Annotated in this window: 23 protein-coding genes; 10 read left to right on the plus strand and 13 right to left on the minus strand. The window is 46.2% G+C overall.

From position 1 onward, the window contains the following. Nucleotides 1–102: 102 nt before the first annotated feature. The 9 genes from DW800_RS07855 (at nt 103) to dnaG (ending at nt 14006) form a co-directional block, all read left to right on the plus strand. Nucleotides 103–2013, plus strand: a complete 1911-nt coding sequence (locus DW800_RS07855) for an ATP-dependent DNA helicase RecQ (protein WP_009037890.1) — start codon at nt 103–105, stop codon at nt 2011–2013. 113 nt (nt 2014–2126) lie between these two features. Continuing rightward, on the plus strand, nt 2127–3086 hold the full coding sequence (locus DW800_RS07860; RefSeq protein WP_005833337.1) for a tetratricopeptide repeat protein: 960 nt from the start codon (nt 2127–2129) through the stop codon (nt 3084–3086). Nucleotides 3087–3107: 21 nt separating this feature from the next. Continuing rightward, a complete protein-coding gene (locus DW800_RS07865) occupies nt 3108–3857 on the plus strand; it encodes an endonuclease/exonuclease/phosphatase family protein (RefSeq protein ID WP_119957964.1) in 750 nt (249 codons plus the stop codon). Nucleotides 3858–4150: 293 nt separating this feature from the next. Next, nucleotides 4151–4999, plus strand: coding sequence for a prephenate dehydratase (locus DW800_RS07870; RefSeq protein WP_005830004.1), 849 nt, complete (start codon nt 4151–4153; stop codon nt 4997–4999). Continuing rightward, entirely contained in the window at nt 4974–6155 is a 1182-nt protein-coding gene (locus DW800_RS07875; protein WP_005830000.1) for a pyridoxal phosphate-dependent aminotransferase, read from the plus strand. The genes DW800_RS07870 and DW800_RS07875 overlap by 26 nt, the downstream gene beginning before the upstream one ends. 214 nt (nt 6156–6369) lie before the next feature. Next, nucleotides 6370–7437 (plus strand): bifunctional 3-deoxy-7-phosphoheptulonate synthase/chorismate mutase type II, encoded by a 1068-nt coding sequence (locus DW800_RS07880; RefSeq protein ID WP_005829998.1) that lies wholly within the window; start codon nt 6370–6372, stop codon nt 7435–7437. A 17-nt stretch (nt 7438–7454) separates the two neighbouring features. Further along, on the plus strand, nt 7455–8228 hold the full coding sequence (locus DW800_RS07885) for a prephenate dehydrogenase (RefSeq protein ID WP_005829995.1): 774 nt from the start codon (nt 7455–7457) through the stop codon (nt 8226–8228). Between the two features lie 492 nt (nt 8229–8720). After that, entirely contained in the window at nt 8721–11825 is a 3105-nt protein-coding gene (locus DW800_RS07895; RefSeq protein ID WP_005829988.1) for a response regulator, read from the plus strand. Between the two features lie 84 nt (nt 11826–11909). After that, the gene (gene dnaG / locus DW800_RS07900; RefSeq protein ID WP_005829986.1) at nt 11910–14006 is read left to right on the plus strand and encodes a DNA primase; all 2097 of its coding nucleotides are present in this window, start codon (nt 11910–11912) and stop codon (nt 14004–14006) included. A gap of 22 nt (nt 14007–14028) precedes the next feature. Here the strand turns inward: dnaG and folE are convergent, their stop codons facing one another. From folE to DW800_RS07965, 13 genes are all read right to left on the minus strand, one after another. Then, the gene (gene folE / locus DW800_RS07905) at nt 14029–14616 is read right to left on the minus strand and encodes a GTP cyclohydrolase I FolE (protein WP_005829983.1); all 588 of its coding nucleotides are present in this window, start codon (nt 14614–14616) and stop codon (nt 14029–14031) included. A 9-nt stretch (nt 14617–14625) separates the two neighbouring features. Further along, nucleotides 14626–15084, minus strand: a complete 459-nt coding sequence (locus tag DW800_RS07910; RefSeq protein ID WP_005829980.1) for an SPOR domain-containing protein — start codon at nt 15082–15084, stop codon at nt 14626–14628. A gap of 101 nt (nt 15085–15185) precedes the next feature. After that, nucleotides 15186–15941, minus strand: a complete 756-nt coding sequence (gene tpiA, locus DW800_RS07915) for a triose-phosphate isomerase (RefSeq protein ID WP_005829974.1) — start codon at nt 15939–15941, stop codon at nt 15186–15188. 50 nt (nt 15942–15991) lie between these two features. Beyond that, nucleotides 15992–17284, minus strand: a complete 1293-nt coding sequence (locus DW800_RS07920) for a BT_3928 family protein (protein ID WP_117703972.1) — start codon at nt 17282–17284, stop codon at nt 15992–15994. Next, nucleotides 17274–17816, minus strand: a complete 543-nt coding sequence (locus DW800_RS07925; RefSeq protein ID WP_005833349.1) for a DUF1599 domain-containing protein — start codon at nt 17814–17816, stop codon at nt 17274–17276. Before DW800_RS07925 ends, DW800_RS07920 begins: the two co-directional genes overlap by 11 nt. Nucleotides 17817–17925: 109 nt before the next feature. Beyond that, a complete protein-coding gene (locus DW800_RS07930; RefSeq protein WP_005837478.1) occupies nt 17926–18795 on the minus strand; it encodes a M23 family metallopeptidase in 870 nt (289 codons plus the stop codon). A gap of 269 nt (nt 18796–19064) precedes the next feature. Continuing rightward, nucleotides 19065–21161 (minus strand): ATP-dependent DNA helicase RecG, encoded by a 2097-nt coding sequence (gene recG / locus DW800_RS07935; protein WP_005829964.1) that lies wholly within the window; start codon nt 21159–21161, stop codon nt 19065–19067. Continuing rightward, on the minus strand, nt 21149–21823 hold the full coding sequence (locus tag DW800_RS07940; protein WP_005833354.1) for a 2-C-methyl-D-erythritol 4-phosphate cytidylyltransferase: 675 nt from the start codon (nt 21821–21823) through the stop codon (nt 21149–21151). The genes recG and DW800_RS07940 overlap by 13 nt, the downstream gene beginning before the upstream one ends. Before the next feature lie 41 nt (nt 21824–21864). Next, nucleotides 21865–22419 (minus strand): DJ-1 family glyoxalase III, encoded by a 555-nt coding sequence (locus tag DW800_RS07945; protein ID WP_005829959.1) that lies wholly within the window; start codon nt 22417–22419, stop codon nt 21865–21867. A gap of 14 nt (nt 22420–22433) precedes the next feature. Continuing rightward, nucleotides 22434–23252 (minus strand): TonB family protein, encoded by an 819-nt coding sequence (locus tag DW800_RS07950; RefSeq protein ID WP_005829957.1) that lies wholly within the window; start codon nt 23250–23252, stop codon nt 22434–22436. Nucleotides 23253–23286: 34 nt separating this feature from the next. Next, complete coding sequence (locus tag DW800_RS07955) at nt 23287–23697, minus strand: ExbD/TolR family protein (protein WP_005833355.1); 411 nt, start codon at nt 23695–23697, stop codon at nt 23287–23289. A gap of 34 nt (nt 23698–23731) precedes the next feature. Beyond that, a complete protein-coding gene (locus tag DW800_RS07960; protein WP_005833356.1) occupies nt 23732–24448 on the minus strand; it encodes a MotA/TolQ/ExbB proton channel family protein in 717 nt (238 codons plus the stop codon). Further along, on the minus strand, nt 24448–25161 hold the full coding sequence (locus tag DW800_RS07965) for a pyridoxine 5'-phosphate synthase (protein WP_005829949.1): 714 nt from the start codon (nt 25159–25161) through the stop codon (nt 24448–24450). The genes DW800_RS07960 and DW800_RS07965 overlap by 1 nt, the downstream gene beginning before the upstream one ends. A 104-nt stretch (nt 25162–25265) precedes the next feature. On the opposite strand from DW800_RS07965, the gene DW800_RS07970 reads away from it, so the two are divergent. Beyond that, nucleotides 25266–26135, plus strand: a complete 870-nt coding sequence (locus tag DW800_RS07970) for an NAD kinase (protein WP_057258794.1) — start codon at nt 25266–25268, stop codon at nt 26133–26135. Nucleotide 26136: the final 1 nt, after the last annotated feature.

Genomic DNA, 26136 nt, shown 5'->3' on the forward strand with positions numbered 1-26136 from the left:
ATTAGCATAGAGAAGGAAAGAATATCAATTCAACGATAAGAAGTAGCAAGAAAGTTCAATAAGACCATGAGCAGCAGTAGTAACTTCAAAACTCCCCTCCCTATGGGGGAGGGATTGGGGGTGAGGCTTCTGAAGCAATACTGGGGATACGATACCTTCCGGGGAATCCAGGAAGATATCATCAACAGCATTACCGAGGGACGGGACACTTTGGGACTAATGCCCACGGGAGGAGGAAAATCCATCACTTTCCAAGTTCCGGCACTTGCTAAAGAAGGACTTTGCCTGGTCATCACTCCGTTAATTGCCCTCATGAAAGACCAGGTACAAAACCTGAAAAAGCGAGGAATCAAGGCGCTTGCCATCTACTCAGGCATGAGCAGGCAGGAAATCATCGTCACACTGGAGAACTGTATATTCGGCAATTTCAAGTTCCTCTATATCTCCCCCGAAAGGCTCGATACTGAAATCTTCCGCACCAAACTGCAGAAGATGAAAATCAGTATGATTACGGTAGACGAAAGCCACTGCATATCGCAATGGGGCTACGACTTCCGTCCCGCCTATCTGAAGATAGCCGAAATACGCGAACTTCTGCCCGGCGTACCCATCCTGGCATTGACAGCCACCGCCACTCCGGAAGTAGTGAAAGATATCCAGGCCCGTCTGCATTTCCGTGAGGAAAATGTGTTCCGCATGAGTTTCGAACGCAAAAACCTTGCCTATATCGTCCGCAAGACGGAAAACAAGACGGGAGAGCTGTTGCACATCCTGCGCCGTATGCCCGGAAGCGCCATCATCTATGTGCGCAACCGCCGCCGCACCAAGGAAATTACCGAACTGCTGCACAACGAAGACATCACCGCAGATTTCTACCATGCCGGACTGGATGACGCCACCAAAGACATCCGCCAACAACGCTGGCAGACGGGAGAAAGCCGCGTCATGGTCGCCACCAATGCATTCGGTATGGGTATCGACAAACCGGATGTACGGATTGTCATCCACATGGACCTGCCCGATTCCATAGAAGCCTACTTCCAGGAAGCAGGACGTGCCGGAAGGGACGGACAAAAAGCCTACGCGGTCATCCTTTACGCCAAGTCGGATAAGGCAACACTGCACAAACGCATTCCCGACACCTTTCCTGAAAAAGAGTATATAAAGGAAGTATATGAGCATCTTCAATACTATTACCAGATGGCAATGGGAGACGGACAAGGCTGTGTACGCGAGTTCAATATAGAAGACTTTTGCCGAAAGTTCAAGTACTTCCCCGTTCCCGTGGACAGTGCCTTGAAGATTCTGACACAAGCGGGATACCTGGAATATACAGACGAACAAGACAATGCATCCCGGCTACTGTTCACTATCCGTCGAGACGAACTTTATAAACTGAGAGAGCTCGGCGAAGATATGGACAAACTCATCCAAACCATTCTCCGCTCCTATACCGGGGTCTTCACAGACCATGCTTTCATCAATGAAGATTCACTGGCCATACGCACTGGACTCACACGCCGGCAAGTGTATGAACAGCTCATCCACCTAGCCAAGCTACGTATCGTCAGTTACATCCCCCGCAAAAAGACACCATATATAATATACACGCGAGAGAGGGTTGAAATGCGCCACCTGCAAATCTCTCCCGCCGTGTACGAGGAACGCAAAGAGCGGTATGAGAAACGCATAAGTGCCATGCTGGATTACGTGAGCAGCGATACCGTGTGCCGTAGTCGAATGCTGCTACACTACTTCGGAGAGAAGAACGAGCATAACTGCGGGCAGTGCGACACTTGCATCAATCTGAAGAACAAGAAACCTTCCGGCCACCTTTCGGAAAAGGAACTTTCTGAAAAGATTCTTCAAGCCCTATCTGATAAACCACAAACTCCAGCCACTTTGGCAGAACAGATACCGGACGATAAAAACATGCTCATCGATGTGTTACATGAATTGTTGGACGAAGGTAAGGTAATTGCTGTCAACGGAATGCTTCAAATCAAAAAATAATTCATTACTTTTGCCGTTGGAAAAGAATGTCCTGCCGCTGAGAGGAACATCTCTTATCAGCCATGCCCCTCCTTTTCCTTTTTAATTTTTAATTCTTTAATTTTTAATCACCTATGGGATTCTTTAAATCTTTTTTCTCCGGCAAGTCAGACAGTCCGGCAAATGAGAAACAAAAAAACGAGCAGAAGAATTTTGAGATATTCAAGTATGACGGTATGCGTGCACAACGCATGGGCCGTACAGACTACGCCATCAAATGCTTCACTGAAGCCCTTGCCATTCAGGAAGACTTTGAGACCATGGGCTACCTTGCCCAAGTCTACACCCAGACCAACGAACTGGACGAGGCACACAAACTGCTGGAACGTATGACCGAAATAGAGCCGGAACATACCTCCACCTACCTCAGTCTAGCCAACGTATGCTACATGCAGGAAGACTATCCCGCCATGGCAGGAGCGGCAAAGAAAGCTATCGAAATAGAAGAGGGCAACGCCATGGCACACTACCTGCTCGGCAAAGCAGACAATGGGCAAGGGGACGGCATCATGTGCATCGCTCATCTTACGAAAGCCATCGTACTGAAAGATGATTTCATCGAAGCACGTCTGCTTCGTGCCGAAGCACTGGTCCAAATGCAGCAATACAAGGAAGCGATGGAAGACATAGACACCATTCTGGCACAAGACCCGGAAGACGAAAGTGCCATCTTGCTCCGCGGAAAGATAGAAGAAGCCACGGGAAACAAAGAAAAAGCAGAAAGTAGTTATCAGAAAGTGACGGAGTTGAATCCCTTTAACGAACAAGCCTTCCTCTACTTAGGACAGCTTTACATCACCCAAAACAAGCTGGCAGAAGCCATCGAGCTCTTTACGGAAGCCACAGAACTGAACCCTAATTTCGCAGAGGCCTATCATGAGCGCGGACGTGCCAAGTTGCTGAACGGCGACAAGGAAGGTTCTGCAGAAGACATGAAGAAAGGACTGGAACTCAATCCTAAAGAGATACAGAACTTTAACGGACAATATGGTAATCAACCGGGGGGAAGTACCGGTAATATCCTAGGATTATAACAAATTCAATTATTGCCGCCAATGAAACGAAATTTATTTCTATCAGTACTTTTTGTACTGATGTTCGCACCTGCCCATGCACAGCAAGTGAACATATTGTCCTATAACGTACATAATTGCATCGGTATGGACAAGGAGTACAATTACCGACGCATTGCCAATGTTATCAGTCAAACTTCTCCGGACATAGTCGCCCTGCAGGAACTTGACAGTGTAACGGTGCGCAACAAAGGAATCCATGCTCTCGGAGAACTAGAAAAACTGACCGGAATGCACGGGACTTATGCAGCAGCCATTCCTTTTCAGGGTGGAAGCTACGGCATCGGAATCCTCTCCAGAGAGATACCCATAAAATACAAAATCATTCCAATGCCCGGACGGGAAGAAAAACGTACCCTCATTATTGCAGAATTTAAAGATTATGTATTTTGTGCCACACACCAGTCCCTCACTCCAGAAGACCAGCTCCTTGCCGTACCATTGATAGAAAAAGCCTTGCAAAACGTCGATAAGCCCATCTTTATGGCAGGCGACATGAACTCCGCACCAGCAAGCGCTCCCCAGCTGGAATTGGCAAAACATTTTTCCACCCTCAATGACACAACCTCTTATACTTTCCCGGCAGACCGTCCCAACCGATGTATAGACTACATCTACGGCTATTCCAAGAATGGGTATCGGTATGACGTACAATACCGGAAAGTCATAGAAGACACCATTTCATCCGACCATCGTCCGGTTCAAGTCATTGTACAAGTTAAAGGGAAATAAGTTAAATTGCTACTATCCCTAAAAAAAACATTGTTTTTTGTTTGTATATAAAAGAAAAGCATTACTTTTGTCACGTAATTCAAAAACAGAGAATACAAGTATGAAGTCATTTACTTATGCATATTACTTCTTTTTTTACTTTTACTTTAGCCAGAAAGTAGAGCGGGAGTTTGTATGTATCAAGTGACAGTGATGCTTAAGGACTGAATAGAGAAACAAGTAAATATACAGAATCCCGCTCCATCGTATGGAAGCGGGATTTTTTTTATAGCATAACCAAGAAAATAAAAATAATGAAAAAGGTAGCCATTCAAGGAACATTAGGCTCGTATCACGACATCGCCGCACACAAGTACTTCGAAGGAGAAGAAATAGAGTTAATCTGTTGCGCCAACTTTGAAGACGTGTTCGGTGCCATCAAAAAAGACAGTCAGACCATAGGAATGCTGGCGATAGAAAACACCATTGCAGGTAGTTTGCTGCATAACAATGAGCTATTACGCCAAAGTGGCGCACAGATTGTCGGCGAGTACAAGCTGCGTATTTCCCATAGTTTTGTCTGCCTGCCCGATGAAGACTGGGATGATATTACCGAAGTCAACTCCCACCCTATCGCCCTGATGCAATGCCGTGAATTCCTGGGACAACACCCCGGAATCAAAGTGGTGGAAGGCGAAGATACCGCCCGCAGTGCCGAAATCATCCAACAGGAACATCTGAAAGGCCATGCAGCTATCTGCTCCAAAGCTGCTGCAGAGCGTTATGGCATGAAGGTCCTGCAGGAAGGTATCGAAACCAACAAACATAACTTCACCCGTTTCCTGGTCGTAGCCGACCCTTGGCAAGTAGATGAACTGAACCGGCATCGCAGCAAGGACGTCAACAAGGCAAGCATGGTATTCACACTTCCCCATACTGAAGGAAGCCTTTCCCAAGTATTGTCTATTTTGTCTTTCTACCGCATCAACCTGACCAAGATACAATCACTGCCCATCATCGGGCGTGAATGGGAATACCAGTTTTACGTAGATGTCGTCTTCGACAATGTACTGAGATATAAACAATCCATTGCGGCCATCACACCGCTGACCAAAGAGCTGAAAATATTAGGAGAATATGAAGATGGAAAATCAAACGTGTAGAATAAAGCCTGCCGACCGCCTGGCAAGCGTAAGCGAATACTACTTCTCGAAGAAGCTGAAAGAAGTGGCACAAATGAATGCCGAAGGAATGGATGTCATCAGCCTGGGAATCGGAAGCCCCGACATGCCGCCTTCCGAAAAGACAATCCGGACACTTTGCGAAGCTGCCTGCAATCCGGACGGACATGGTTACATGCCCTACGTAGGTATCCCCGAACTGCGCCGCGGTTTTGCGGACTGGTACCAAAAATGGTACGGTGTAGCATTGAATCCCAACACAGAGATACAACCGCTCATCGGCTCCAAAGAAGGCATCCTGCACGTGACGCTGGCCTTTGTCAACCCCGGTGAACAAGTATTGGTTCCCAATCCCGGCTATCCCACCTATACTTCATTAAGCAAGATTCTGGGTGCCGAGGTCGTGAACTATAACTTGAAAGAAGAAAACGGCTGGATGCCCGACTTCGACGAACTGGAACGGATGGACATGAGCCGTGTAAAACTGATGTGGACCAACTATCCCAATATGCCCACCGGGGCGAACGCAACACCGGAACTGTACCGGAAACTGGTGGACTTCGCACGCCGCAAGGACATCGTCATCGTAAACGACAACCCCTACAGTTTCATCCTGAACGAACATCCTATCAGCATCCTCAGCATTCCGGGTGCCAAAGAGTGCTGCATAGAATTCAATTCCATGAGCAAAAGCCACAACATGCCGGGCTGGCGTATCGGCATGCTTGCCTCGAATGCCGACTTCGTGCAATGGATATTGAAAGTAAAAAGCAACATCGACAGCGGTATGTTCCGTGCCATGCAACTGGCAGCCGCCACTGCCCTGGAAGCAGAGCAAGACTGGTATGACGGCAACAACGCGAATTACCGCAACCGCCGTCAGTTGGCAGGAGAAATTATGCATACCTTGGGTTGCACCTACGACGAAAACCAGGTAGGCATGTTCCTCTGGGGCAAAATCCCCGACAGCTGTACAGACGTGGAAGAACTGACTGAACACGTGCTGCATAAAGCCAGAGTGTTCATTACTCCCGGGTTTATCTTCGGAAGTAACGGGAAACGGTATATCCGCATCTCCCTCTGCTGTAAGGACAATAAACTGGCAGAAGCATTGAAGCGTATCAAGGACATGAAATAAATGCTTACAAGTAAGAGATGAACACCCTAAAGCCGGAATCCCGTTTACTAAAACTCCACCGGAGATTTACTAAAACGGGAGGAACGATTTAGTAAATCTTCTCCGACGTTTTACTAAATCTCCGGGACCTTGCTCAGAAAGTCTTCTGAAAAGGAGGAAACGTCACAAGGAAGAAAAAGCATAATTAAAGAATATTATTAAACAAATAAAGAATATGGAACTCGAATTAGAACCTATCACATTACCTGGTGTTGAAGACAAACGCCCTATGGTAATAGCCGGCCCCTGCAGTGCCGAAACCGAAGAACAAGTAATGAGCACCGCCAAACAATTGGCAGACAAAGGCCTCAAGCTATTCCGTGCCGGCATCTGGAAACCGCGCACCAAACCGGGCGGCTTCGAAGGAGTAGGCGTAGACGGCCTTGCATGGCTGAAGGAGGTAAAGAAAGAAACCGGCATGTACGTTTCAACAGAAGTAGCTACCGCCAAACATGTATACGAATGCCTGAAGGCTGGAATTGACCTTCTTTGGGTAGGTGCACGTACCACCGCCAATCCTTTCGCCGTACAGGAAATTGCCGATGCACTGAAAGGCGTAGATATCCCGGTACTGGTGAAGAATCCGGTAAATCCTGACCTGGAGCTGTGGATTGGAGCTTTGGAACGTATCAACAATGCAGGCTTGAAACGTCTGGGTGCCATCCATCGCGGATTCAGCAGCTATGACAAAAAGCTCTACCGTAACTTGCCCCAATGGCATATCCCCATTGAGCTGCGCCGCCGAATTCCCAACCTTCCTATTATCTGTGACCCCAGCCACATAGGTGGAAAGCGCGAACTGGTTGCTCCACTCTGCCAGCAAGCTATGGATTTGGGCTTCAACGGACTGATTATCGAGAGCCACTGCAACCCGGACTGTGCCTGGAGCGATGCAGCCCAGCAAGTCACCCCGGATGTGCTGGATTACATCCTCAACCTGCTGGTCATCCGCAAGGAAACACAAAGCACCGAGAACCTCAGCGAATTGCGCAAGCAGATAGACGAATGCGACAACAATCTTATTCAGGAGCTGGCCAAACGGATGCGTGTGGCACGTGAAATCGGTACATACAAAAAAGAGCATGACATGACCATCCTGCAAACCGGACGCTACAACGAAATCCTCGAGAAACGCGGCTCGCAAGGCGCATTGTGTGGCATGGATGCTGAATTCATCAAAAAGGTATTTGAGGCGATACACGAAGAGAGTGTAAGACAGCAGATGGAAATTATAAATAAGTAATTGGCACATTAAACATCATGAGAATATTAATACTTGGAGCCGGGAAAATGGGCTCTTTCTTCACAGACATCCTGAGTTTCCAGCACGAGACGGCTGTGTTCGACGTCAATCCGCACCAACTGCGTTTTGTCTACAACACCTACCGCTTCACCACACTGGAAGAAATCAAGGACTTCGAGCCGGAGCTGGTCATCAATGCCGTTACGGTGAAATACACGCTGGACGCTTTCCGCCAAGTGCTGCCGGTACTGCCCAAAGACTGCATTATCAGCGACATCGCTTCGGTAAAGACCGGATTGAAGAAATTCTACGATGAAAGCGGCTTCCGCTACGTGTCGACGCATCCTATGTTCGGTCCCACTTTTGCCAGCCTCAACAATCTGAATACGGAGAATGCCATCATCATCAGCGAAGGCGACCACTTGGGGAAAATCTTCTTCAAGGACCTCTACCAGACCATGAAGCTGAACATCTTTGAATATACCTTCGACGAGCATGATGAGACTGTGGCATACTCCTTATCCATTCCGTTTGTATCCACTTTCGTGTTTGCAGCGGTAATGAAACACCAGGAAGCTCCGGGCACCACCTTCAAAAAGCACATGGCCATTGCCAAAGGCCTGCTGAGTGAAGACGACTACCTGCTCCAGGAAATTCTCTTCAATCCGCGCACCCCCTCACAAGTGGAGAACATCCGCCTGGAACTGAAGAACCTGCTGGAAATCATCAGCAATAAGGATGCAGAAGGCATGAAGAAGTATCTGACTAAAATCAGGGAAAAGATTAGATAAACAATCAACAAGTGTGTGCCTCGATGCCAAGGTACACACTTTTATCCCAACTAAACACCCCGGATGAAAAAGACAGTCACCACCTCAGGCTATCCGTCGAAGTAGCCCTTTGAAGAGGTGCATGAATCACCGGAAATCCTAACAGTTGACACTAAAAGACAAAAAAATGTCTCCGGTACCATTTTCAAAAGCGGGTGCAAAAATATCACTTTTTTCAAGATGAAAATATCCTTTTTATCTTTTTATTACAATCTGCCAACTTCCTTTTCTATCTCCTCTCACCCTTGTACTCACTTGCTAGACAACACAAAACAGATATATAAAATAATAATTACATTAAACTTCCAGTGTATAGAATAAAAAGACGCCGTTAATTATTTTTAATTTTAGCAACTATATTTTACGATTAAAATGCATTTGTATTATTTTTGTATAAATAACACGTGGCAATTAAATTGCCATTAGACAATATACTACTTGAAAAATCAGGTTATGAAAATTTTTCTAGATAAAAGATGCATAATCAATTTATGTTTCCTTTTTTTATATTTAAGTTCGGCTTTTGCCACAGCAACCATAGTCGGCAAACACCGCAGATTACTTATTATAAACTCGTACAATGAAAGCGCACCCTGGAGCCAAGAACTTATAACTCCCATCCTGCTGCAAACATCTCCTATAGAGGACATCACAGCCGATGTAGTACACATGAACGGGACGTTCATTCGTAATGACTCATTGTATATCCGGATGGAGAATGGCATTTTCGAACGTTTCCAGGATAAGAAACCCGATTATCTTGTACTTCTCGGCAACATGGCTTTTACTTTAAGGGAACGTATTTTGAGTGAGTGGGGAAATATTCCAATAGTATTGATCGGCAACGAAGACACGTATGCTCCACGGGAATATTATTTCACCGGACGTCCTATACACATTTCCAATGCCATCACATCTCCTCTGGTTGACCTGCAGCCGCAATACAACTTTACTTTTATCGAAACGCCGTATATGTACAAAGAGACCATCGACATGATGGTACAGATGCTGCCAAAAATGAAAACGATTGTATTCGCAGCAGATGAACTCTATCATAACCAAGACTTGGACCGGCTTATTCATGCCTATATAACGTCAAAGTATCCAAACCTCCACTATGAACGCTTAATAGGTAATGAAAGAAACCAAAACGAATTACAGGCATATCTGCTAAATGATGAACCGGAGACGGGTATGCTATTTTCCACATGGTTTTACGAGCGTAAGAATCTACTCGGTTTTCCTACACTCATCAGTGGAGACTTTCAGTTAGTTGCATCATCGCCTCAACCCGTATTTGCATTAAGGAATGCCTATGTGGGTAAAGAGGGGTTTGCGGGAGGATATTTCTATGACCGCATGGAAGTGCAAAACGCGCTTTCTTCAGCCCTCAAACAGATATTTGCAGGAGAGGATGCACGGAATATCCCATTTACATATAGCAAGAAATCCTATCCCTTCATCAACTACCAGCAACTGCAGATGGACGGTCTGGACACCACACTCTGTCCTAAAGACTCGGTATTCATCAATAAACCGCTTACATTCTGGCAGAAGTATCAATGGTGGATTATTTGCGGAGTAGTGTTGATACTCTCACTACTTATCATAGCTTTAGTCATTTACCGGTTCCAGCAAAAGAAAATCACCTTGCTAAGTGCCCATGATACCCTTTTACGTAATATGCCGATATCTTATACTCAAATAGAGGTTTTCTTCGACAAAACGGGACAGATAGCAGATATGAGCTATCGATGCGGCAATATTATTTTCAACGACCAGTTTACGCCAACTACCGATGGTTCACAGAAAAATGCCTTCTCCCAAATAGAGCACCTGACACATTTCATGGAAATGGTATTCCAAGAAAAGCAAACGGTAACATTTACTCATTACTTCAAACAAACAAACAGCTTTTACGAATTCATTCTTTGCCCGGCATCCCAAAAACACACTTTGGATGTCTTTGCCGTAGATATTACAGCGCGCAAAGATGCCGAAAACACATTGCGAGAGATTAATAAAAAACTGGAAATGACATTGGGCATAGCACGCATCATACCATGGCGCTGGGATTTAAAGGAGGGTCTGATTTATTGCGAAGCACAAAAGATATTAGACCACATGAACTTTACAAAGGAGAAGAACTCTACAGTCCAAGTAGATATTATCAAGGCGTCAGAATATTTCCGAAAGATACACCCGGAAGACTTCGAACGTATGCACCATGTACATGAAAATCTCATTTCAGGCAAGTTGCAGCATATCAAAGAAGAATATCGTATCATCACCGAAGTAGAAGGGCGAAAAATAACAGATTGGATGGAAACCAACGCAGTAATTGACCAGCGCGACAAGAACGGCTATCCAATATCGCTTGTCGGCTCCCTTTTACTGATAACAGAACGCAAGAGGCAAGAAGAAGCGCTTATCCGAGCACGAGAAAAAGCCCAAGAATCCGACCGGCTGAAATCTGCATTTCTAGCCAATATGAGCCACGAGATACGTACCCCCTTGAATGCCATCGTAGGATTCTCCAGCCTGCTGACTGCAACCGAAAACGAAACCGAACGCAAAGAGTTCATCAGTATCATAGAAACCAACAACCAGTTGCTATTGCAACTGGTAAGTAACATCCTGGATCTTTCAAAAATAGAAGCAAATACACTGGAATTCAATTATCAGAATGTCGACTTAAATCAGTTGGCAAAAGATGTGGAAAACACTGTACGAGGCAGACTGCAAACAGGTGTTGCCCTACAATTCGTTCCTGAAGTACCAGTTTGTTATGTACAGACAGAACATAACCGTCTCTCTCAAGTCCTCATCAACCTGCTGGTCAACGCTGCAAAATTCACAGAGAAAGGTGAGATTATGTTTGGATACAAAATCCGTGGAGAAGAACTCTATTTCTACGTAAAAGATACGGGCATAGGCATATCACTAGAGAATCAGAAGAAAATATTTGAACGGTTTACCAAAGTAAACACCTTTATACAAGGAACGGGATTAGGGCTCTCAATATGCAAAAACATTGTCACAAAAATGAAAGGACGCATCGGAGTAGAATCCGAAGGAGAAGGTAAAGGAAGTACTTTCTGGTTTACAATACCTTATAAACCGAAAGAGGCCCAAAAGGAAAATAATCTAACTTTAATGCCTCTTCTGAACGAGAGAAGCAAGGAAAAGCCTATAATCCTGATAGCAGAGGACAACGAAAGCAACTATATGCTGTTCAAGTCTATCCTACAGAAAGATTATGAGTTGGTTCATGCTTGGGATGGGGAGGAAGCCGTGGAACTCCATCAGAAGTTTCATCCGCATGTGGTCATCATGGACATCAATATGCCTAAAATGGATGGATATGAAGCTACTCGCGAAATACGTAAAGTATCCAAAACGGTACCTATCATTGCAGTAACGGCATACTCCTTTGCTTCGGACAAAGAAAAGATTATGCAGAATGGCTTTAACGGATATATGTCCAAGCCGGTTGACATACAAAGATTGAAAGAAAAACTCGACTATACAATCCACGGGAATTTTATGATGATGTAGAGTTCCGGTCTGCTCTTTCCTATATGATATTTTTTGATTATCCAAGAAATATCATGTACTTTTGCACAAGTTAGAAAAGAGACAATGATAGACCAACCCACCATAGACCGCATACTTGATGCCGCACAGATATACGATGTCGTATCAGACTTTGTCACCCTGCGCAAACGCGGTGTGAACTATGTAGGTCTGTGCCCTTTCCACGATGACAAAACCCCTTCCTTCTATGTATCCCCCGCCAAAGGGCTCTGCAAGTGTTTTGCCTGCGGAAAAGGAGGAAATGCAGTGCATTTCATCATGGAGCACGAACAGATGTCTTATCCCGAGGCGCTGAAATATCTCGCAAAAAAATACGGCATTGAAATCAAAGAACGCGAACTATCCAGCGAGGAGAAGATAGCACAGGGTGAACGGGAAAGCCTCTTCATTGTGAACAACTTTGCCCGTGACTACTTCCAGAATATCCTAAAGAACCACGTAGACGGACGGAGTATCGGCATGGCCTATTTCCGCAGCCGCGGCTTCCGGGATGACATCATCGAGAAGTTCCAGTTGGGCTATTGTACCGAGAGCCACGATGCCCTTGCCCAGGAAGCTTTGAAGAAAGGCTATAAAAAGGATTATCTTGTCAAGACCGGCCTCTGCTACGAGACGGACGACCACCGACTGCGAGACCGCTTCTGGGGGCGCGTCATCTTTCCGGTACACACTCTCTCCGGCAAGGTGGTGGCTTTTGGGGGACGTGTGCTTGCCGGCGCCACCAAAGGCGTCAAGGTGAAGTACGTCAACTCGCCTGAATCGGAGATTTACCATAAAAGCAATGAACTGTACGGCATATATTTTGCCAAACAAGCCATTGTGAAACAAGACCGTTGTTTTCTGGTCGAAGGTTATACAGACGTCATTTCCATGCACCAATCGGGCATAGAGAATGTGGTTGCCTCTTCGGGCACAGCATTGACATCCGGACAAATCCGGATGATTCATCGTTTCACCAACAATATGACAGTGCTCTACGACGGTGACGCTGCCGGTATAAAGGCCTCTATCCGAGGTATTGATATGTTGCTGGAAGAAGGCATGAACGTCAAAGTCTGCCTCCTGCCCGATGGTGACGACCCGGACTCCTTTGCACGCAAACACAATGCGACGGAGTTCCAGGCCTTCATACAAGAGAATGAAACGGACTTTATCCGCTTCAAAACCAATCTGTTGCTGGAAGATGCTGGAAAAGACCCCATCAAGCGTGCCGAGCTTATCGGAAACCTTGTGCAGAGCATTTCCATCATTCCCGAAGCCATTGTGCGTGATGTCTATATCAAGGAGTGCGCCCAATTATTGCACGTAGAAGATAAACTGCTGGTTTCTGAGGTTGCCAAGCGTCGCGAAAAGCAAGCCGAGCAACAAGCTGAGCGAGCAGAACGTGAGCGTCGGTCGGCCAATGCCGCAAGAGCCAATGCAGAAACGGGGGTCAATGGCAGTCATACTGCAGCTACCAACCCCGACGCACAACAAGCTGGCTATCCGTCCCAATCACTGCCTGCCGGTCTCCCTTCCGAAACACCTCCACCTTTTCCACCCGAGGAAGAATATGTATCCTTCATCCCGCAGGAGGGCAAGGAGGGCCAGGAGTTCTATAAATACGAACGACTTATTCTGAAGATGGTAGTGCTCTATGGTGAGCGGGTGATGTGCAATGTCACCAATGAAGAGGGGCAGGAAACCCCTATCACTGTAACTGAATATATAGTCAATGATTTAAAAGAAGACGAACTTGCCTTCCACAATCCGCTTCACCGGCAAATCCTGACAGAGGCTGCCGAACGTATCCACAATGAGGGTTTTACCGCCGAACGGTATTTTGTGGCGCATCCCGACCCCGTCATCAGCAAGCTGAGTGTGGAGCTTATCAGCAACCGCTATCAGTTAAGGAAATCACAGATAGAACAAATGGTAACGGACGAAGAACGCCTCTATGAGCTAATTCCACGGTTAATGATAAACTTCAAATATGCCATCGTCTGCGAAGAATTGAAGCATACCCTATTTGCGTTACAGAACCCTGCCATAGCCAATGATGAAACCCAGTGTAACAGCATCATGGAGCGCTACAACGAATTGAACAAAGTAAAAAGCATCATGGCAAAGCGGCTGGGAGACAGAGTCATCCTGAATTTTTAAATTCAATTCGGGGAGTTCTCCGTCAAGAATTATGCCTGATTAAATTCATAAATTCCTCGCGAGTCTTCGCTTGGTTGAATGCTCCGGTAAAATCGGATGTAGTGGTAATGGAGTTCTGTTTCTCTACTCCGCGCATCTGCATGCACATGTGTTTGGCTTCCACAACAACCATAACCCCCAGCGGATTCAGCGTCTCCTGAATACACTCTTTTATTTGGAGAGTCATACGTTCCTGCACTTGCAGGCGGTGAGAGAAAATATCCACTACGCGGGCTATCTTGCTCAGTCCGGTAATGTAGCCGTTAGGAATATATGCCACATGTGCCTTTCCGTAGAAGGGAAGCATGTGATGTTCGCAAAGCGAGAAGAAGTCAATGTCTTTCACAATCACCATCTGACTGTATTCCTCTTGAAATTTGGCCGAACGGAGTACCTCGTGCGGGTCCATATGATACCCTTTCGTCAACGACAACATGGCCTTCGCCACCCGTTCAGGTGTCTTCTGCAAACCTTCACGTCCGGCATCTTCACCCAACAGAGTAAGGATGCGGTGATAATGTTCCTTCAATTCATCTAATGAAGGAGATACAATTTCTTCTTTTCCTAACATGATAATTCTTTATAAGGGGATGTTTATCTGCTCTTTCACGATAGAAACTTCCTTGAATACACCAGTAGCCCGCAACTGACGCATCATGGCATCCGCTTCTTCGATACTGCGGAAATCTCCTGCACGGCACAGCCAACGAGGGGGATTGAAAGAGGTATAAACTGTAAGTTCGGGAAAATGTTCCTTGATGCGGGTAGCTACCGCATAAGCTTCGTTCTTGGCCTGACGGGTATTATTCCCTGCATAAACTTGTATGCGGTAACCCGAACTTTTAATCACTTTCTGCTCATCCGAACCGGCAGGAACATACTCCGAACCTATCAATGCCGCAATGCGTGCATCTTGATGGATAGTCACCTTGCCTTGTCCCGGCACATTACGTTCCAGGCTTTTCACAATATTATTCTGCGCTACAGAAATCGTTGCAAAAGCGAAACATGCAACTAAAAGTAAACCAAGCTTTTTCATGAGTCAATATCTTTATATAACGGAAAATGGAAAGCTGAAAATGGAAAACAGTTATGCAGATACGACATGCAATCCATTTTCAACTTTCAGCTTTCAACTATTTAATTAAAGGCATCGATGATACCCTTGAAGTCAGAAACCTTCAAGGCAGCACCACCAATCAGACCGCCGTCAACATCCGGGTTGGCAAACAGTTCCTTTGCATTAGAAGGCTTACAGCTGCCACCATAAAGGATAGAGCAGTTGTCAGCAATTTCCTTACCATACTTTTCAGCAATCAAGGAACGGATGAAAGCGTGGATTTCCTGTGCTTGTTCTGCAGTAGCAGTCTTACCGGTACCGATAGCCCAAACCGGCTCGTAAGCCAAAATAATCTTAGAGAAATCTTCGGCAGACAAAGAGAATACAGAAGCCAGCTGAGCGGCTACCACTTCATTCTGCTTGTTTGCTTCACGTTCTTCCAATACCTCACCGATACAGAAAATCGGAGTCAGACCGTTAGCCAAAGCCAATTTTACTTTTTCTTCCAGAATAGCAACTGTTTCACCATAGTAAGCACGACGTTCAGAGTGACCCAGAATGACATATTTTGCACCAGTAGAAGCAACCATAGCAGCTGATACTTCGCCGGTATATGCGCCTGACTCCTTGTCTGCACAGTTTTCTGCACCTACACCAATCTTGGCAGCGTCTACCAAAGGAGTAACAGATGCCAGGTGGATAAACGGAGTACAGATGATTACATCACAGTTAGGCTTTTCGTTAGCCAATGTTTCATTCAGTTCTTTTGCAAGAGCAATACCCTCTTGGAGGGTTTTGTTCATTTTCCAGTTTCCTGCAACAATGTTTTTTCTCATTTTGTTTTATTATTAAAAGGGTTAATGTATTTACTATTTACTATTTGATACTATTGTTGTCTGAGGCGTTGTTTCTCCCGGCGCCTTACGACTAAAATATCGACACAAAGCACCATCATCAGAGGAAGGATGAACCACAGCAACACATAGCCTATTGTTTGTAAGTCACTTTCCTGCTTCTGCTTGCCCAATTCCAACTTGTCCAGGCTATCGGTCAGCACATATTCATCAGGCAGCCGGTTGTCACTCCACTTATTCAAAATTGTTCCGTCCTTTACCAACAGCAAACCGGGATTTGAACGGATAATGGTCTTCAGCGTAATATCATCTGTCTGGCAGAAAGGGTATTCCGCTCCAGTCTTGTCACGCCACAATTCTATCTCGTCTTCCGGAGATGAAGTCAAGGCATAAAAGCCATAACCATGCTCCACACTGTAATCGTATATTTCATTGATAAGGTCGATGTTACTGTCGTCCGCTCCTTCTATCCGATGGGCAACCAGCAGAAACGTATATCCTTTATCCGACAGTACGCTGTCCGTTATATCTTCCCATGTATCCAGACTCATCATGGAAAAATCATGAATGGGAGGTTCATAACCTTTTTCCTTCAGTATCGTACGCGATTCTACAAACGTCCATGTACTGTCCGGATAGTTGTCCAATGTAAATTCCTGACGCTTTCCTCCTTTTTCCAAAATGAACCGGCTTTCAAACACGCTTGGTTTAGCACCTTCCGGAATTTCCATGCCCTCCTTGATATTCGCTCCAATTCTGTAAGGTCGGAAATCAAGTATCGGCAAATTCTCCAGGCAATAGAAGGACAACGCAAACACAAATAGAAACGTATACATGGAAATCATCCACTCCATCTTCGGAGTAATGAAACGCACCAGTAAATCCTGCCACTTGAATACAGATACTGCCGCCACCAACAATACTACGTTCTTGCCGAAAGTCTGCCAATTGGTCAATATCCACGCATCACCGAAGCATCCGCAGTCGGATACCGGATTCGCCAAAGCCAGATAAAGTGTTAGCGGAGTCATTACAACCATCAGCAATAATGCCAATACAGATGCCACCTTCCGGCGTATACCCAAAAACAAGAAAACACCTACACTGAACTCTATGGCAGACAACGCTATCCCTACCAGCAAGGGCGCATAAGAAGGAAACCAGGAAATCATGCCGAAAGCCGTCAGGTAATCTTGAATTTTATAGAAGAAACCCAACGGATCAACAGCTTTCACAAATCCGGAAAATATGAACAAAGCCCCCAGCAGAAAACGGCAGAGGTTCACCCAAACTTTCCCGACAATATGTTTCTTGTCAATCTCCAAATTCAATCTTAATTAAGCCGAATACAGAATAGTTAATCATATCCATATAGTTGGCATCAATACCTTCCGAAACCAAAGTCGCTCCGGACAAGCTTTCAATCTGCTTTGTCCGATAAATCTTCATCAATATCAAATCCGTATACGAACTGATACGCATACTACGCCAAGCCTCATCATAATCATGATTTTTGGCAAGCATCAACTCCAAAGAGGTTTTGGCATATTTATCATACAGCACCAACGCCTCTTCATTGGTCATATCGGCAGCTTCGGCATAACCAAGCTCCAACTGTATCAATCCTACAATTCCATAGTTGACAATAGCTATGAATTCAGAACGGATGCCTTCGTCTACCAAAGTCACCCCTTTCGTTTCAATACTTCTGATACGGTTGGCTTTGATGAATATCTGATCTGTTACGGAAGACGGACGAAGAATGCGCCACGCCGGACCGTAATCATGAAGTTTCTTAGAGAACAAGTCACGGCAAACCGCAATGACATGTTCAAATTGTTGCTTGGTATCTTTCATTTCCTTTTTTCACAGTGCGCTGCAAAGATAGGAATAATTAAAGAAAAAGAAAAAGAGGGCACTCTAAAATCTATTAAAGTACCCTCTTCTATAGAGATTGTTTACGTTTTTATGAGCAGCGCAATACTTGTCCCGGTCTCAGGATTGTTTTACGCGTAATTCTGTTCAGTTTGCAAAGCTTGTCGATGGAGGTTCCCTGACGTGCTGCAATCCGTCCCAATGTGTCTCCCTTCTTTACCTTATAGAACAGACCTTCACCCGATGCCATGCTACGCGCCGTACCGGAAGAGCCTTTTGTCTTATGGAAAGTATAGGAATCAGCTACGATATCCTGCTTTTCAAAATCAAACATAAGCGCAGGATTGATGGGAATACCCAAGAAACGGGTTTCAAAGTGAAGGTGTGAACCGGTAGAACGTCCGGTATTTCCTCCCAATGCAATCGGTTCGCCGGCTTTTACCAACTGGTTTGTATCAACTAATTGTTTAGACAAGTGTCCGTAAACTGTTTCCAAGCCATTGTCGTGACGAATAACGACGTATTTGCCGTATCCACGACGACCTTGATTCTTGACAACGCGTACTTTTCCATCAAAAGCCGCACGGATTGTATCGCCTACATACACCTTGATATCCAAACCATAATGAGCTCTTCTTCTCCGGGGACGGTAACCGAATACATCTGTGATACGGGTATTGGGAGTAGGCATACAGAAACCGGTCAAATCAAATGTATAGCTCTCAGGCACAATCGCATTGCCATAGGCTTGTACGAATTCGTTGTTCCAGTTGGGATACAAATCCAAACCCGGATACAATGATTGTTCCGCACGTATCTGTTTTTGCAAAGCCAGTGAATCTACACTCTTAAGTTTTCTGTCGATGGGGGCCTGGCGGGCAATCAGGTCTTGCGAGAAAGAATTCAAGCTAACCATTGCCGTCGCAGCCAATAAAGCAGTTTTTATCCAATTAAAATTCATCCGTTTCGTCATTCATTTTGATATCCGTTGCAAGCATCTCGGCAAATCAAACACCACTTGTTCTACGCGAATATCCAGATTGATTTTCAAAAATTCTCCCAAAGGTAACATTTCTCTCTGAAAAACGACATCAGTCATTAACTATTTTTTCGAAGAGGAGGAAACTGTAAAGCTCGCAAAGATGTCTTAATCCCCTATAGATAGGAGATTTACAAGCAAACATGTTTTACAACATAAAATGCAATAAAAGTGCATGTTTAACCGTTTTTTCAGCTAATGGCAGCCCAATTAACGTTCGTTTTTCTCAACGCTTTCAGTTGTCGCCACAAGACCTCGTTCTCAGGCAACATGCCATGTGGATCTGCATCCACCACCGTTTGCGCTACTTCACGGACATATTGCAGCAGTTGTCCGTCACGGGCTATATCGGCAATCTTCAGATCGAAAGCAATGCCGCTCTGCTGTGTCCCTTCCAAATCTCCAGGACCACGTAGTTTCAAGTCTGCTTCCGCTATTTCAAAGCCGTCATTAGTCCGCACCATTATCTCCAAACGCTTCCTTGTATCCTCCGCCAACTTGTATCCGGTAACCAGGATACAATAGGACTGGTCAGCTCCACGTCCTACACGTCCCCGAAGCTGATGAAGCTGGGACAGCCCGAAACGCTCGGCGTTCTCAATCACCATCACCGAAGCATTGGGCACATTTACACCTACCTCAATCACGGTGGTAGCCACCATTATCTGTGCCTCGCCGGATACGAACAATTGCATCTGAGCATCCTTTTCAGCAGGTTTCATCTTTCCATGTACCTTGCAAACCCTACACTCGGGAAACTCTTCACAAACATGCAGATACCCTTCTTCAAGATTCTTCAAGTCAATCTTTTCGCTTTCCTTAATCAGCGGGTAGACAATATAGACCTGCCGGCCTTCGGCAATCTGCTTGTGCATGGACTGATACAAGCTTATCCGACGGCTATCAAACTGATGAAGAGTGACAATCGGTTTACGTCCGGGAGGCAATTCATCGATGACAGACACATCCAAATCGCCATAAAGCGTCATTGCCAATGTACGGGGAATCGGGGTTGCCGTCATCACCAATACATGGGGAGGTTGTACATTCTTTGTCCACAACCGTGCCCGTTGGGCCACACCGAAACGATGCTGCTCGTCAATCACAACCAAACCGAGCGAAGCAAAATTCACCGTATCTTCAATGACGGCATGGGTACCTATCAGTATATGTATGTCTCCCGTCAACAAACCGGCAAGGATAGCTTCGCGCCGCTTGCCCTTAACAGAACCGGTCAACAGTTCCACACGTACCTCCATTCCATACAGCAGCTCACGGATGGTTTCATAGTGCTGGTTTGCCAAAATCTCGGTAGGTGCCATCATGCATGCCTGAAAACCATTATCGAGCGCCATCAACATACTCATCAGTGCGACAAGCGTCTTTCCACTTCCCACATCCCCTTGCAGCAAGCGGTTCATCTGCTTTCCTGAGCCTACATCCTTACGGATTTCCTTCAATACCCGCTTCTGTGCATTGGTCAGTTCAAAAGGAAGATTACGGGAGTAGAAGGTATTGAACACTTCGCCCACCCTTTCAAAAATATAACCGCGATATTTCCGCTGACGGTCTTTTGCATACCTCAGGATATTCAACTGTACGTAAAAGAGCTCCTCAAACTTCAGCCGATACTGTGCCTTACGCAATAAATCCGGATTAGCGGGAAAGTGTATATTGACCAAAGCTTCCGTCAACGGCATCAGATGATGCTCGGCAAGTATAGCGGGAGAAAGGGTCTCGGGCAACGGCTCACGCAACTGCTGCACCACCGTATTCATCATCTTCTCGATGGCATGCGAATTGAGAGAACTCCGTTTCATCTTTTCAGTCGTATTATAATAAGGTTGTAACCCCATGGACGACAATTTCAAATCCGAAGCAGAGTCTATATCCGGATGAGCCATATTGATTCTACCATTGAAGAAGGTCGGTTTTCCGAACACAATATATTCCTGATGCACTTTATACTTCCCTACCAAATATTTGATGCCCTGGAACCAAACCAGGTCCACCACCCCCGTACCGTCCGAGAAATGAGCAATCAACCTGCGCTGGCGCCCTTCTCCAGCCGTCTCAAAACTTAGTATTTCACCTTTCAGCTGAATATAGGGCATCGTCCCATCGATCTCCTGAATATAATAAATCCGACTGCGGTCTACATATTTATATGGAAAGTAATATAGCAAATCGTGCAAGGAGTAAATGCCCAATTCCTTATTGAGCACCGAAGCACGCTGCGGCCCGACGCCCGACAAATATTTTATGTCACGCGTGGCTAAATCGAACATGAACCTATCAGAGCTGTGGCTATTTTTAAATCAAAAGGAGTGGTTATTTTAATGTTTTCCCGGTTTCCCGGCGTCAAAAAGACAGATACACCCAATGCCTCCACCACAGAAGCATCATCGGTAAAATGGGGTGTATAGGGCTGCTCGTATGCCGCTTTCAGCAGTTCCGCATCAAAAACCTGGGGAGTCTGCACCAATCTATAATCATCCCTGCCGACAGTCACACTGCTTTCCCCTTCCATACGGCGAACGGTCTCCACCACACCGATTACCGGAATTACGGCCTTTTTCTCGGCCGCCAAGTCATAACAGCGTGCAATCACTTCCCGGGCCACGAACGGACGCACCCCATCGTGCACACCGACCAAAGCAGGTGTCTTGACCAAAGCCAAACCGTTCTTTACGGAGTGGAACCGCGTCTCCCCCCCATCTGCAATGGCATGCGGCAATGAAAAACGGTACTCCCTGCACAGCTGCCTCCAGTAATCCTGCTGGCTGTGGGGAAGTACCAATATTATCCGTATCTCAGCATTGTAGTCATAAAACGCCTCCAGAGTGCGCATCAAAACAGGTTTCCCCCCTATCGGGAGAAACTGTTTGGGGAGTTCGGTCCCCATGCGCAAGCCCTTGCCACCGGCAACAATCAGAGCATACTGAACCATTTATGATTTATGATTTATGATTTATGATTTATGATTTAAAATCATAAATCCGTTACGCACATAGCTTCTTTCAGTTCCTGCACCTTCTCTTTGCCTTGCAACAGCTCCACTACGGCCAATGCAAACTCCATGGCAGCGCCCGGTCCTTTACCAGTGATGATATTGCCGTCTCTTTCTACCGGAGCACCCGTACATTCGGCACCTTCCAAATACTGTTCAAAGCCGGGATAGCAAGTAGCCTTCTTGCCTTTCAGCAATCCCAGCTTACCCAATACCATAGGAGCCGCACAAATAGCAGCAATCGGTTTCTGCTCTTGGGCAAAACGCAGTACCAGATTACGCAGTTCTCCACACTTCTCCAAAGTGGACGCACCCGGCATACCGCCAGGCAATAATACAAGCTCTGCATCAAAGAAGTCGCAGTTCACTACATTCTTATCGCACAAGACCGGAACATCGTGTGCTCCCGTCACTATTTCATCAGGGGTTACCGTCACCATTTCTACGTTCAGTCCGGCGCGTCTCATCACATCCACAGAAGTAAAAGCTTCTATTTCTTCAAATCCGTCGGCAAAAAAAACATAAACTGTACCCATAATTGTTCCTCCTCTTATTTTAGATTAAAATAATACGTTATTGTTCCCGTCTGATTGTTCAAGCCGCTTACCGCATTGAAACGGGCTTTCTTGGCAGCATCCTCTGCCGCTTTCCGCAATGCGGGATTGACGGTATTGGTCTGGCGGTTGATGCTGGTTGCTATCACATGTCCGGCAGGGTTCACTGTGATGGTCACCACAACCCTACCTTCATCCTGCACATTATATACCGGCCGCGGCAATCCGCCCTCACCAAGAGAACGTCCGCCCAAATTAAACGAGCCGTAGCCTCCCGTACCCGAAGTGGCTCCGGACGGAGCATTTCCCGTAGGACTTCCTTGAATACCTTCGCCTTCCGTATCGCCTTTACTACCCATTTGGGCACCTTTGCCAAAAGCGCCAGCTACCCGTTTACGGGCAGCTTCCTCGGCTTCCTTACGTTCCCGTTCGGCTTTTGCCGCTGCCAGTTTGCGGGCCTCTTCCGCTTTTTCGGCTTCCGTCTTTTCCGGTTTCTTCACCTCCTCCTTTTTCTTGGGTTCGGCTTTGGGCTTTATGGCAACGGTTTCTTCAGTTTCCTGCGTAATGATGTCCTGCTCCACCGTTTCCTGCACCTGAGGAGCGGTTTCCTCCGGCATGACATCCACCTTTACTAAAGAAGGGTCGGCAGCGCCCAGTGCATCGGGCACCTCTCCCAGCATAACGGGTACACCGCCTTCTTCCGAGGGTTCCGGCGGTGTGAATCCTACCAGTATCAGAAGGGCAATAATGGCAACATGCACCACAAGTGCACCTGCCATACCTATATATTTTCCTTTCTTCTTCCGATTCACCATTGCATTTACAATTTAGCCATGTACAATGTACGATTTAGTTTTCCGGTGGTCGTGTAGCCAGCACCATCTTGAATTTATTCTCGTTTGCAATGTTCAGCACCTTCACGATTTCCCGGTAAGGCACTGTTTCGTCAGCATACAAAGCTATATACATTTCAGGCTCCCTCTCCGCACACGATTGTAGGAAAGGAGTCAATTCTTCAAGCGTCAGAGACAGTTCCTTGTCATTGCCAAAAGCAGCATAATAATTCAGATTCTTATCTATGATGACTCTTGTCAAAGGCTTTGCAGAAGTCTGTTGCTTTCCCTGCGGCAGCAGTACCTTGATAGCATTGGGCGATACCATGGTAGATGTTATCATAAAGAAAATCAGCAGCAGGAAAATCAGGTCCGTCATGGACGCCATACTGAAATTGGGTGATATTTTAGCTCTACGTTTTAACACGCCTTTAAGTTTTAATTCTTAATTCTTTAATTAATCATTTCGCCGGTTCGTTCAACAAATCCATGAATGCCATTGTCTTGGCTTCCATCTTGTTGACCACGCCATCTATCAATGTCACCAGGTAATTGTAGGCAAACATAGCTATGATACCGACTATCAAACCGCCCACCGTAGTAATCATCGCCTCATAAATACCACCGGAAAGCAACGTTATATCAATATTATTTCCGGCATTTGCCATTTGCCAAAATGCACGTACCATACCCGTCACCGTGCCAAGGAAGCCTAGCATAGGAGCGCCACCGGAAATCGTGGCCATAATCGTCATTCCCTTCTCCAGTTTGGCAACCTCAATATTACCCACATTCTCGATGGCAGCCTGCACATCGTTCACCGGGCGTCCCAAACGGCTGATACCCTTTTCAATCATACGGGCCGAGGGAGTATCCACACTGCGACAATAAGCAATGGCAGCTTTCAATTCCCCACCCAAAATATAATCCTTTATTTTATCCATGAACTGAGGGTCTTCTTTCCCCGCCTTCCGGATAACATAATTACGTTCAAACAAGATGTAGAAACAAAGTACGGACATCAAACCCAAGACAATCATAATCCAGCCACCTTTGATGGCCATGCTCCATAAATTCATTTCGTCGGAAGCGTTTACTTGTGTCAGTACCGGATTGGCACCTGCAATAGAGTCAGTCAGTGCCGGAGCCACTTGGGCCAATAACAACATTACATTCATCAGCGAAGACAGTTTTTATATTCCTTGACCGTACGCTCCAATCCCAGATACAACGCGTCACTAATCAGCGCATGCCCGATGGATACCTCGTCCAGCCACGGAATGTTTTGATAAAAATAATTCAGATTCACCAGACTCAGATCATGTCCGGCATTCAGCCCCAGACCTAAGCTGCGGGCCACCTTGGCAGCCTCGACAAAAGGAGCTACAGCCGCTTCCCGTCCTTTGGGATAAGCCGTAGCATAAGGTTCCGTATATAGCTCCACGCGGTCGGCACCGGCTTTGGCAGCATATTCTATCATTTCGGCATCGGTGGAAACAAATACGGAAGTACGGATACCAGCATTGTTGAACTCATCCAACACTTCGTTCAAGAAGTCAAAATGGGTCTTGGTATCCCAGCCTGCGTTTGAAGTCAGCTGTGTAGGGCTGTCGGGCACCAAAGTTACCTGATGCGGTTTCACCTTCAAGACCAAATCCATAAATTCGGGTGCAGGATAACCCTCGATATTGAACTCTGTCCGCAGCAACGGCCGCAAATCATATACATCCTTACGGCGGATATGCCTCTCGTCAGGACGGGGATGCACCGTAATGCCATCAGCACCAAAGTCTTCACAATCCAGCGCTACCTTCACAACATTCGGGACATCACCTCCACGGGCATTGCGCAGCGTTGCCACCTTATTTATATTAACGCTTAATCTAGTCATAATTCGGTTTATAGTTTGGGACAAAAGTACAAATAATAGTTATATATTGGCAGCATTCTGAGAAAAAAATAGCATCTTTGCACTTCAATCCAACAGAATTGATTATGAAATTTGCCATATTCGGAAATACCTACCAAGCAAAGAAATCCTCGCATGCAGAAAACCTCTTCCGGTTGCTCGGACAGCATAATGCACAGCTCTGCATCTGCCGGGAATTCCATCACTTCCTGACTACCGATTTACATTTAAACATACCTGACGCCGAATTGTTTGACGGAGATGATTTCTGTGCCGACATGGTTATCAGCATCGGTGGCGACGGCACTTTCCTGAAAGCAGCCAGCCGTGTAGGAAAGAAGAATATCCCCATATTGGGCATCAATACCGGCCGGCTGGGTTTCCTTGCCGACATCTCACCGGAAGAGATGGAAGAGACCTTCGATGAAATCTACAACAACCACTATAAGGTGGAAGAGCGTAGTGTACTGCAACTGAGGTGCGACGATGAACGCTTGATGCAATCCCCTTACGCCCTCAATGAGATAGCCGTATTGAAGCGGGACAGTTCGTCCATGATCAGTATCCACGCCGCCATCAATGGCGCTCCGTTGACCACTTATCAAGCTGACGGCCTAGTTATCTCCACACCTACCGGTTCCACCGCCTACTCACTCAGCGTCGGCGGTCCGGTCATTGTGCCCCACAGTAAAACCATCGCCATCACCCCGGTGGCTCCACACAGCCTCAACGTCCGTCCCATCGTCATTTGTGACGACTGGGAAATTACACTTGATGTGGAAAGCCGCAGCCACAACTTCTTGGTTGCCATCGACGGCCGTAGCGAGTCCTGCAAAGAAACGACCCGGTTGCACATCTCACGTGCCGACTATAGCATAAAGGTAGTGAAACGGTTCAACCATATTTTCTTTGATACCCTTCGCAATAAACTAATGTGGGGGGCGGACATCAGATAAG

Source organism: Bacteroides sp. AM32-11AC (assembly GCF_003603515.1).
GTDB classification, from domain to species: Bacteria; Bacteroidota; Bacteroidia; order Bacteroidales; family Bacteroidaceae; genus Bacteroides; species Bacteroides uniformis.

What these genes read in the sequence shown, in the direction of transcription:
- DW800_RS07855 (WP_009037890.1), top strand. Translation starts at nt 103, where the DNA reads ATGGGGGAGGGATTGGGGGTGAGGCTTCTGAAGCAATACTGGGGATAC.
- DW800_RS07860 (WP_005833337.1), top strand. Translation starts at nt 2,127, where the DNA reads ATGGGATTCTTTAAATCTTTTTTCTCCGGCAAGTCAGACAGTCCGGCA.
- DW800_RS07865 (WP_119957964.1), top strand. Translation starts at nt 3,108, where the DNA reads ATGAAACGAAATTTATTTCTATCAGTACTTTTTGTACTGATGTTCGCA.
- DW800_RS07870 (WP_005830004.1), top strand. Translation starts at nt 4,151, where the DNA reads ATGAAAAAGGTAGCCATTCAAGGAACATTAGGCTCGTATCACGACATC.
- DW800_RS07875 (WP_005830000.1), top strand. Translation starts at nt 4,974, where the DNA reads ATGAAGATGGAAAATCAAACGTGTAGAATAAAGCCTGCCGACCGCCTG.
- DW800_RS07880 (WP_005829998.1), top strand. Translation starts at nt 6,370, where the DNA reads ATGGAACTCGAATTAGAACCTATCACATTACCTGGTGTTGAAGACAAA.
- DW800_RS07885 (WP_005829995.1), top strand. Translation starts at nt 7,455, where the DNA reads ATGAGAATATTAATACTTGGAGCCGGGAAAATGGGCTCTTTCTTCACA.
- DW800_RS07895 (WP_005829988.1), top strand. Translation starts at nt 8,721, where the DNA reads ATGAAAATTTTTCTAGATAAAAGATGCATAATCAATTTATGTTTCCTT.
- dnaG (WP_005829986.1), top strand. Translation starts at nt 11,910, where the DNA reads ATGATAGACCAACCCACCATAGACCGCATACTTGATGCCGCACAGATA.
- folE (WP_005829983.1), bottom strand. Translation starts at nt 14,616, where the DNA reads ATGTTAGGAAAAGAAGAAATTGTATCTCCTTCATTAGATGAATTGAAG.
- DW800_RS07910 (WP_005829980.1), bottom strand. Translation starts at nt 15,084, where the DNA reads ATGAAAAAGCTTGGTTTACTTTTAGTTGCATGTTTCGCTTTTGCAACG.
- tpiA (WP_005829974.1), bottom strand. Translation starts at nt 15,941, where the DNA reads ATGAGAAAAAACATTGTTGCAGGAAACTGGAAAATGAACAAAACCCTC.
- DW800_RS07925 (WP_005833349.1), bottom strand. Translation starts at nt 17,816, where the DNA reads ATGAAAGATACCAAGCAACAATTTGAACATGTCATTGCGGTTTGCCGT.
- DW800_RS07930 (WP_005837478.1), bottom strand. Translation starts at nt 18,795, where the DNA reads ATGAATTTTAATTGGATAAAAACTGCTTTATTGGCTGCGACGGCAATG.
- recG (WP_005829964.1), bottom strand. Translation starts at nt 21,161, where the DNA reads ATGTTCGATTTAGCCACGCGTGACATAAAATATTTGTCGGGCGTCGGG.
- DW800_RS07940 (WP_005833354.1), bottom strand. Translation starts at nt 21,823, where the DNA reads ATGGTTCAGTATGCTCTGATTGTTGCCGGTGGCAAGGGCTTGCGCATG.
- DW800_RS07945 (WP_005829959.1), bottom strand. Translation starts at nt 22,419, where the DNA reads ATGGGTACAGTTTATGTTTTTTTTGCCGACGGATTTGAAGAAATAGAA.
- DW800_RS07950 (WP_005829957.1), bottom strand. Translation starts at nt 23,252, where the DNA reads ATGGTGAATCGGAAGAAGAAAGGAAAATATATAGGTATGGCAGGTGCA.
- DW800_RS07960 (WP_005833356.1), bottom strand. Translation starts at nt 24,448, where the DNA reads ATGAATGTAATGTTGTTATTGGCCCAAGTGGCTCCGGCACTGACTGAC.
- DW800_RS07965 (WP_005829949.1), bottom strand. Translation starts at nt 25,161, where the DNA reads ATGACTAGATTAAGCGTTAATATAAATAAGGTGGCAACGCTGCGCAAT.
- DW800_RS07970 (WP_057258794.1), top strand. Translation starts at nt 25,266, where the DNA reads ATGAAATTTGCCATATTCGGAAATACCTACCAAGCAAAGAAATCCTCG.